Source organism: Mesorhizobium ventifaucium, from assembly GCF_935822925.1.
Lineage (GTDB): Bacteria > Pseudomonadota > Alphaproteobacteria > Rhizobiales > Rhizobiaceae > Mesorhizobium > Mesorhizobium ventifaucium.
The window spans coordinates 146,463-152,849 of the sequence record NZ_CAKXZS010000089.1; the positions used below are offsets into that span (position 1 = coordinate 146,463).

Annotated in this window: 8 protein-coding genes and 1 tRNA gene; 1 reads left to right on the forward strand and 8 read right to left on the reverse strand. The window is 59.1% G+C overall.

Translation table 11 applies throughout. From position 1 onward, the window contains the following. Positions 1 to 62: 62 nt before the first annotated feature. The 8 genes from NMG70_RS32485 to NMG70_RS32520 all read right to left on the reverse strand — a co-directional run bounded on the left by NMG70_RS32485 (position 63) and on the right by NMG70_RS32520 (position 5,969). Positions 63 to 482 carry a RidA family protein gene (locus NMG70_RS32485; protein ID WP_254028259.1) on the reverse strand — a complete coding sequence of 140 codons (420 nt, stop codon included), beginning with the start codon at positions 480 to 482 and terminating at the stop codon, positions 63 to 65. A gap of 19 nt (positions 483 to 501) precedes the next feature. Further along, positions 502 to 1,263: an SDR family NAD(P)-dependent oxidoreductase gene (locus NMG70_RS32490; RefSeq protein ID WP_254028260.1), complete on the reverse strand. Its 762-nt coding sequence runs from the start codon at positions 1,261 to 1,263 to the stop codon at positions 502 to 504. Positions 1,264 to 1,298: 35 nt separating this feature from the next. Beyond that, positions 1,299 to 2,057, reverse strand: coding sequence for an amino acid ABC transporter ATP-binding protein (locus NMG70_RS32495; protein ID WP_254028261.1), 759 nt, complete (start codon positions 2,055 to 2,057; stop codon positions 1,299 to 1,301). After that, a complete protein-coding gene (locus NMG70_RS32500) occupies positions 2,054 to 2,710 on the reverse strand; it encodes an amino acid ABC transporter permease (protein WP_254028262.1) in 657 nt (218 codons plus the stop codon). The genes NMG70_RS32495 and NMG70_RS32500 overlap by 4 nt, the downstream gene beginning before the upstream one ends. A 2-nt stretch (positions 2,711 to 2,712) precedes the next feature. Then, the gene (locus NMG70_RS32505; protein ID WP_254028263.1) at positions 2,713 to 3,375 is read right to left on the reverse strand and encodes an amino acid ABC transporter permease; all 663 of its coding nucleotides are present in this window, start codon (positions 3,373 to 3,375) and stop codon (positions 2,713 to 2,715) included. A 56-nt stretch (positions 3,376 to 3,431) separates the two neighbouring features. Continuing rightward, positions 3,432 to 4,211 (reverse strand): ABC transporter substrate-binding protein, encoded by a 780-nt coding sequence (locus NMG70_RS32510; protein WP_254028264.1) that lies wholly within the window; start codon positions 4,209 to 4,211, stop codon positions 3,432 to 3,434. Positions 4,212 to 4,314: 103 nt separating this feature from the next. Beyond that, the gene (locus tag NMG70_RS32515; protein WP_301555205.1) at positions 4,315 to 5,406 is read right to left on the reverse strand and encodes an LLM class flavin-dependent oxidoreductase; all 1,092 of its coding nucleotides are present in this window, start codon (positions 5,404 to 5,406) and stop codon (positions 4,315 to 4,317) included. 53 nt (positions 5,407 to 5,459) lie between these two features. After that, entirely contained in the window at positions 5,460 to 5,969 is a 510-nt protein-coding gene (locus NMG70_RS32520) for a flavin reductase family protein (RefSeq protein ID WP_254028266.1), read from the reverse strand. A 292-nt stretch (positions 5,970 to 6,261) separates the two neighbouring features. Between NMG70_RS32520 and NMG70_RS32525 the strand changes: the two genes are divergently transcribed. Continuing rightward, a tRNA-Ser gene (locus tag NMG70_RS32525) sits at positions 6,262 to 6,357 on the forward strand. Positions 6,358 to 6,387 lie beyond the last annotated feature (30 nt).

Sequence of the window (6,387 nt, forward strand, 5' to 3'; positions counted from 1 at the left end):
AGCAGAGCCAGGGTAAGACGCATGGCACCTAGCGCACCGATGCGTTCGTTCGTCTCGTCTAGTTAGAGCGAGATCGACAGGTTCTTCACGGCAAGGGCACCCGCACCACGATACGCAGTGATCTCGATTTCGAAGAGATACTCAGGTCCGCCCAGCGGGCCGCAGCTGACGCAGCTTGCCGGAGAGATGCCCCGGAACTTCTCGCCCATATAGGCCATGACTTCCGGGACATCTTCCTGGCGCGGAATGAAGATGCGCCGCCGCACCACATCCGCAAGGCTGCTGCCGACCGCCTCAAGCGCGCCTTCGACATTCTTCATCGCCTGCCTTGCCTGCTCGATCGCCGTCTCAGGCATCGCACGGGTCTTGTAGTCGCGTCCTGCGGTCAGGGACATGAAGATCCAGTTGTCGAGGGCGACGATCCGCGAATAGCCTTCCTTCTCTTCGAGGATGCTGCCGGACTTGAGCTTCACGAGTTCCATGCAGTTCTCCATGTTGCGATCAGATCGAGATGCCGCCGTCGATCGCCACCGTCTGACCGGTGATCAGCGCGCCGGCGAAACCGAGGAAGACGATAAGCTCCGCGACATCCGCCGTGGTGCAGACTTTCTTCAGAGGTGTGCTGGCGAGGGTGCTCTGACGACGCTCCTCCGACCATTCAATCGCCCACGAGCTTTCGACGACGCCGGGCGCCACAGCGTTGACGCGCACATCGGGAGCGAGCGCACGCGCCAGGTTCTTCGTCAGGTTGATGACGGCAGCCTTGGAGCCGCTATAGGCGATGGTGCTGGCCACGGCGCCGAAGCCGGCGATGGAAGCGGTGTTCACGATCGAACCTTTGGCCATCTTGAGAGCAGCCGCCGCGGCCTTCGAGCACCTGAAAACGCTCATCAGGTTGACATTCAGCAGATTCGCCCAAAGCTCCTCCGTTATGTTGTCCAGGTCGTTGATCGGCACCGGGATCTTCACGCCCGGTATTCCCGCGTTGTTGACAAGCAGGTCGAGACGGCCGAGCTTCGCCACCGCCTCGAGCACCATTGCCTTGGCCTGCCCGGCATCGCCGACATCGCCTGGAGCACCGATGACGTCGAGGCCCTCCTTTTGGAGCTCAGCGAGAGCAGCCTCGCCCCGCTGGTCCGCCGGCAGATAATTAATTGCGACCTTGGCGCCGGCCTTGGCCATCATGCGCGCGGTTTCGAGGCCGATGCCCGACGCGCCCCCGGTAACGAGCGCCGCCTTTCCCGTGAGATCGTACGAGATCATGAGTTAACCCTCGATGGTGCGTTGGATGGAATTCGCTAGGCGACTGAGCTTCTGACGATTTCAAGGGGCTTGCGATTCTCGCGTCGCAGGAACTTCTGTGTCTGTTCTTTGCGGGGATGGTCGATCACCTCTTCGGCCGTGCCGATTTCACAGACTTCGCCCTGGCAGAGAAAGGCCACGCGGTCGGCCGATTCCCGAGCGAAATTGATATCGTGTGTGACAACCACCATCGTCATGCCCTCGCTCTTCAGGAGGCGCATTGTCTCAAGCACTTCGCCGACAAGTTCGGGATCCAGTGCGGAAGTGACCTCGTCGAAGAGCATGTAGCTCGGCTCCATCGCAAGCGCCCGGGCGATGGCGAGACGCTGCTGCTGGCCGCCCGAGAGCTGAGATGGCAAGCTGTCGCCCTTGTCGCCGAGCCCCACATGCTCGAGGTGCTTCTGCGCAAGTGCGCGCGCCTCCGCGCGGCTGCGCTTTGCGACCACCCGGGGTGCCAGCGCGACATTTTCCAGCGCCGTGAGGTGCGGGAAGGCGTTGTACTGCTGGAACACGATGCCCAGCTTGCAGCGCAACTTGTTGATATCGGTCTTCGGATCGTGGACGCTGATGCCGTCTACGAGGATTTCGCCGCCTTGGATTGGTTCGAGCCCGTTGATGCATTGCAGGAGCGTTGATTTTCCCGACCCGCTCGCGCCGATGAGGCAGACGAGTTCGCCCTTTTCGACCGTGAGATCGATGCCCTTGAGCACGATCACCGATCCGAAGGCCTTCTGGACGTTGCTGATGCGGATCATACGCGGACCTTTCTTTCGAGGTGCCGGCTGTACCGGGAAACAGGATAGCAGATAAGGAAATAGAAAAGCCCCGCCCCCATCAGCAGCAACCAGGTCTCATGTGTCCTGGTGATGAGTATTTGGGTGGAACGCATGTATTCGATGTAGCCGACTACGCCTGCGAGAGCGCTGTCCTTGATCAGGCTGAGGACGAGCCCGATCCACGGAGCCAGTGCGGTCCTGAATGCCAGGGGCATGGATATGTACAAAAGCTCCTGGTAGCCGTTCATGCCGAGCGAGCGAGCGCTCCTGCGGTATTGAGCCGGGACCGATAGGAGGCCCGCCCGAACCACCTCGGCAGTTACTGCCGACATCCAGGCACCAAGCGCGACGGTACCGAACCAAAAGGGTGAAGCGCCGAAGCCCAGGATCGACAGAAGGCTGTTGGCGAGTATCAGCTGGATGATCATCGGCACGCTGCGCAGGATGTCGATGAAGGGGGCCGTGGCGATCCTCACGGTCACGGACACGGTGCGCAACCAGCCAAGGACGATCCCGGCAAGGGTGCCGACAAGGGTTGCTGCGGCAGCCAGCCTGACGGTGTTGAGCAGCCCCTGAGCCAGGAAATAAGCATCCGACCAGGCGAGGCCTTGGTTTGCGAACTGAAACTGCACGCCTAGCTCCTGTATATGAGGCGGAAGGCCAGGTGGGACGAGAACTGCAGCCCTTTGGCGATGAGGTAATAGATCAGCGCCGTGGCCAGAAAGAACTCGAATGTCCGGAAGGATGCCGACTGCGCGTACTGCGTGGCGCCCGAGAGCTCCTGCAGTCCGACCAGCATGCCAAGCGAGGTGTTCAGCATGCCCCAGATGCCTTGTGTGACATAGGCAAGGAAGATCACCTTGAACATCTGCGGAAAGATCACATGGATAAAGCTCTGCGGGCTGGTCATGCCGAGTGAGCGCGAAGCCGACAGCTGCTGTCGCGGGATGGCGTTGAGGCCACCCCTGAATATTTCCGTCATGTATCCGGCGTTGTTGAAGGAAACGGAGATGAGGACGGCGGCGTAGCTGGGGATGTTGATGTGGAAGGCGCCCAGCCCGAAATAAAAGAGATAGAGCTGAAAGACGGCAGGCGTGTTGCGCGACAGCTCCACCCACCAGGTCGAAAAGCGGTAGGCCCATCCCTCGCCCTGCTGGCGCGCGACAGCCATGGGCATCGCAATGAGTGTGCCGACAATGAAGGCGAGAATGGTGATCTGGATCGTCACCCAGGCTCCGGCCAGCAGCAGAGGCAGTGAATCCCAGACGATGGACCAGTAGAACTGATAGCCGTTCATGCCAATCATCCTGTGCTCTTTGCCGGCAGGCTTTCCTGCCGGCACAAGCCCTATGGTTAGAAGTTAATGCCTTCGGCTGTCAGCGGCGGCAACGGACCATCCCCGTAGTACTTGTGATAGACCTCGGCCCAGCGGCCGTTTGACACCTGAGTGAACACGAAAACCCGCGCCCAGTTCAGGAATTGTTGGTCGTCACGCCGTACCGCAATCGAACCAAAATCGGCGAGAGGAGCCAGCCCGGCCATCACGAATTCCGGAAACTGACCACTTTGCGATAGCGCGTTGAAGACAGCTACATTGATCACGATGGCGTCGATCTTGCCCTGCTGCAGAGCAAGGAAGGTTTCTGAATCGCTCGCAAAACCGGTGTAGGTCGCTCCCGAACCCTTCCAGCCCTTGCCAAGCTCGTCCTTGAAGAGCTGTTCAGGCGTGGTGCCCACGACGCCACCGAGTTTTTTGGCTGCCAAGTCGGAGTACTGGGTGATCCCGGTGTCCTTGCGCGTCACCACGGCCATGACGTTGTTGGTATAAGGCTGGGTGAAGGCTACCGTCAACGCACGCGCCGGGGTCGGCGTGGTGGATGCGATCAGCACGTCGATGCGGTTCGAAACCAAGGATGGGATACGATCCGGCGATGGCGTCTCGACGACCACCGGCTCCGCGCCGAGCGCCTTCGCCATGTCCTTGCAGTAGGTGACGTCATAGCCGTCGGGCTCGTTGTTCTGGTCGCGAAATCCGGCGGGCGGGCTGTCCAGCATGATCCCGCAGCGCAGCTTCTTGCTCTGGATGATCGTGTCCAGGGCCGAGTCGGCATGCGCTTGGCCGGCGAGCGTCAAGGTGGCTACCGCTGTCGCCAGCAGAGCCTTAACAATCGTTCTCATTTCATTCCCCTTTTCTTTGTTACAGACCAAGTTGTTGGCTGAGCATTTGTGAGGCCGCTCAACTCGCCTTTCTCGCCAGCCCGGGTGTCACGCCGAGAGCTTCGATAGGTCCCACTTCCTTCTCGATCAGCGGCACGACTTCATTCTTGAATCGAACGATCGATCGATGCGCCAGCTCGATTGGCATGCAGCCGAAGGAGAAGTTGCAGGTGTAGTTGCTTGGATTGAGACGTTTGATATCCGCGACCATTTTCTCGGCAACGGTGTGTGGATCGCCCACCACCATGTTGTCCGCATATTGGTCGAGCGTGTACTCGCCTTCGAACGCCTGGTTGCTGATGTAGCTGTTGTCGTCGAGCGGCGGTGAGGCCTGGCGCAGATGATGCGCCATACGCCCCACGTACCTGGCACGCTCCGCCACGGCCAATGCCTCCCTGCGGCTGTCGGTTATGGCCAGATACTGCATGATCGCCAAGGGTTTGGCCGAAGGCTGCTCGCCGATGGACGTCCAGGCATCATTAAGTCCGTCGACCATCTTGTAGAGCACGGGTGATCCGAGCGTGCTGGCTGCAAGGAACGGGACCGCTTTCCATTTCTTGAAGCGATCGAGGAGCTTGGGGTGCGACGACGTCACAAAGATCGGCGGAAGAGGCTTCTGCTGGGTGCTGATCGCGAAGCTGGTCTTGGGGAGGGAAATATGTTTTCCCTTGTACTCGACCTCGCCATCGACGAGCGCCCTTTCGATGACATCCCAATACTCAAGGAAAACGTCGACCCTGTCGTCCAGCACGACATTGTAGCGGTCAAACTCATAGCGTTGATAGCCCGTACCCATGCCGATGATGAGGCGGCCCTCAGTCTGCGTGTCGGCGACAGCGATCTCCTGGGCGACACGGAGCGGGTTGTAGAGCGGCAGCACGATAACGCCCGGGCCGAGCTTGATCCGCTTGGTCCAGCCGGCCGCGTAGGAGCACATCATCAGCGGCGACGGAGAGCTCGAATAGTTGGCGAAGTGATGCTCGGCGAACCACGCGACATCGAAGCCGAGCTCATCGGCGGTCTCCACCATCTTGCGCGTGTCGCGCATCACGCCCGGTGCGCCGTCGGGATGATCGCGAAGTGTCATCAGGTTGAAAAGACCAAGCTGCATTCATTTGCTCCTAAAATCCTTCGGCGACGGCTGTCGACGTTTGGCGAACAGTCCTATCCAGCCTTCTGCAGGACCATGGGTGAAGTCAGCGCATAGGCGCCGTTCTGGTAGATCAGCGGGTCGACATCGGAGGCGAATGCCACCCACGCGACACGTCCGATGATTATGTCGTGTGTGGCGTAGGAGATCGCCTGATCCATTTCGCAGAACAGGTTCGCCTGGGCGCTTGCCAGGTACGGTATGCCGTCCTTTTCGATCCACTCGCCGATGTCGAAACGCTTCTCGGCCGGCCGTCCGCCGCTGAAGGAGTTGGATATGTCGGCCTGCGAGGCTCGAAGCACGTTGATGCAGTAATGCCCCTCTTCCTTAAGCGGCACGCTGATCGACGAATTGCGGTTGACGCAGGCGAGGATCGACATCGGAGCGAAGCTGAGCGGTGTGACCGATGTGACGGTGATGCCATATCGGCAGCCTTCATGCCTGCATGTGATCACGCTGACCGTGGATGCCACGCGCCGCATCGACTGACGGAAATGCTCGGTTCTCAGATCCTGCGAGAGCATTTTTCTTTCCTCGTTATCGGCTCAAAAAATTGCAGATTATCTACAATCCGTCAACGTGTTTTTTGGGCGATTTGATGCATGCCGCCGCCGGCCAAAAGGCGCCCCAAGAGAGCTCTCGGCCGCCTCGTCGCAGGAACGAAAATGGAGAGAAGCAGAACTTTCGTGTGCAGTTTTTGCACACGAACCCCCATGACTACTTGATTTTGTCTATTTGTATGTCCCATCCGTCATGGGACACAATCGAAAATTGTTCTGTCTTGACCAGTTAGCTGTCCTATCCTGTTCTCCAAGAGATTAGTACCAATAACTAATTGGTTTTAAAGGGATATTTTCGCCAGGCAGATTCCTAATCTGTAGGTCACAGGTTCGATTCCTGTCGGGATCACCATAGTTTCAAAGGTCCATTCTGGACACATAG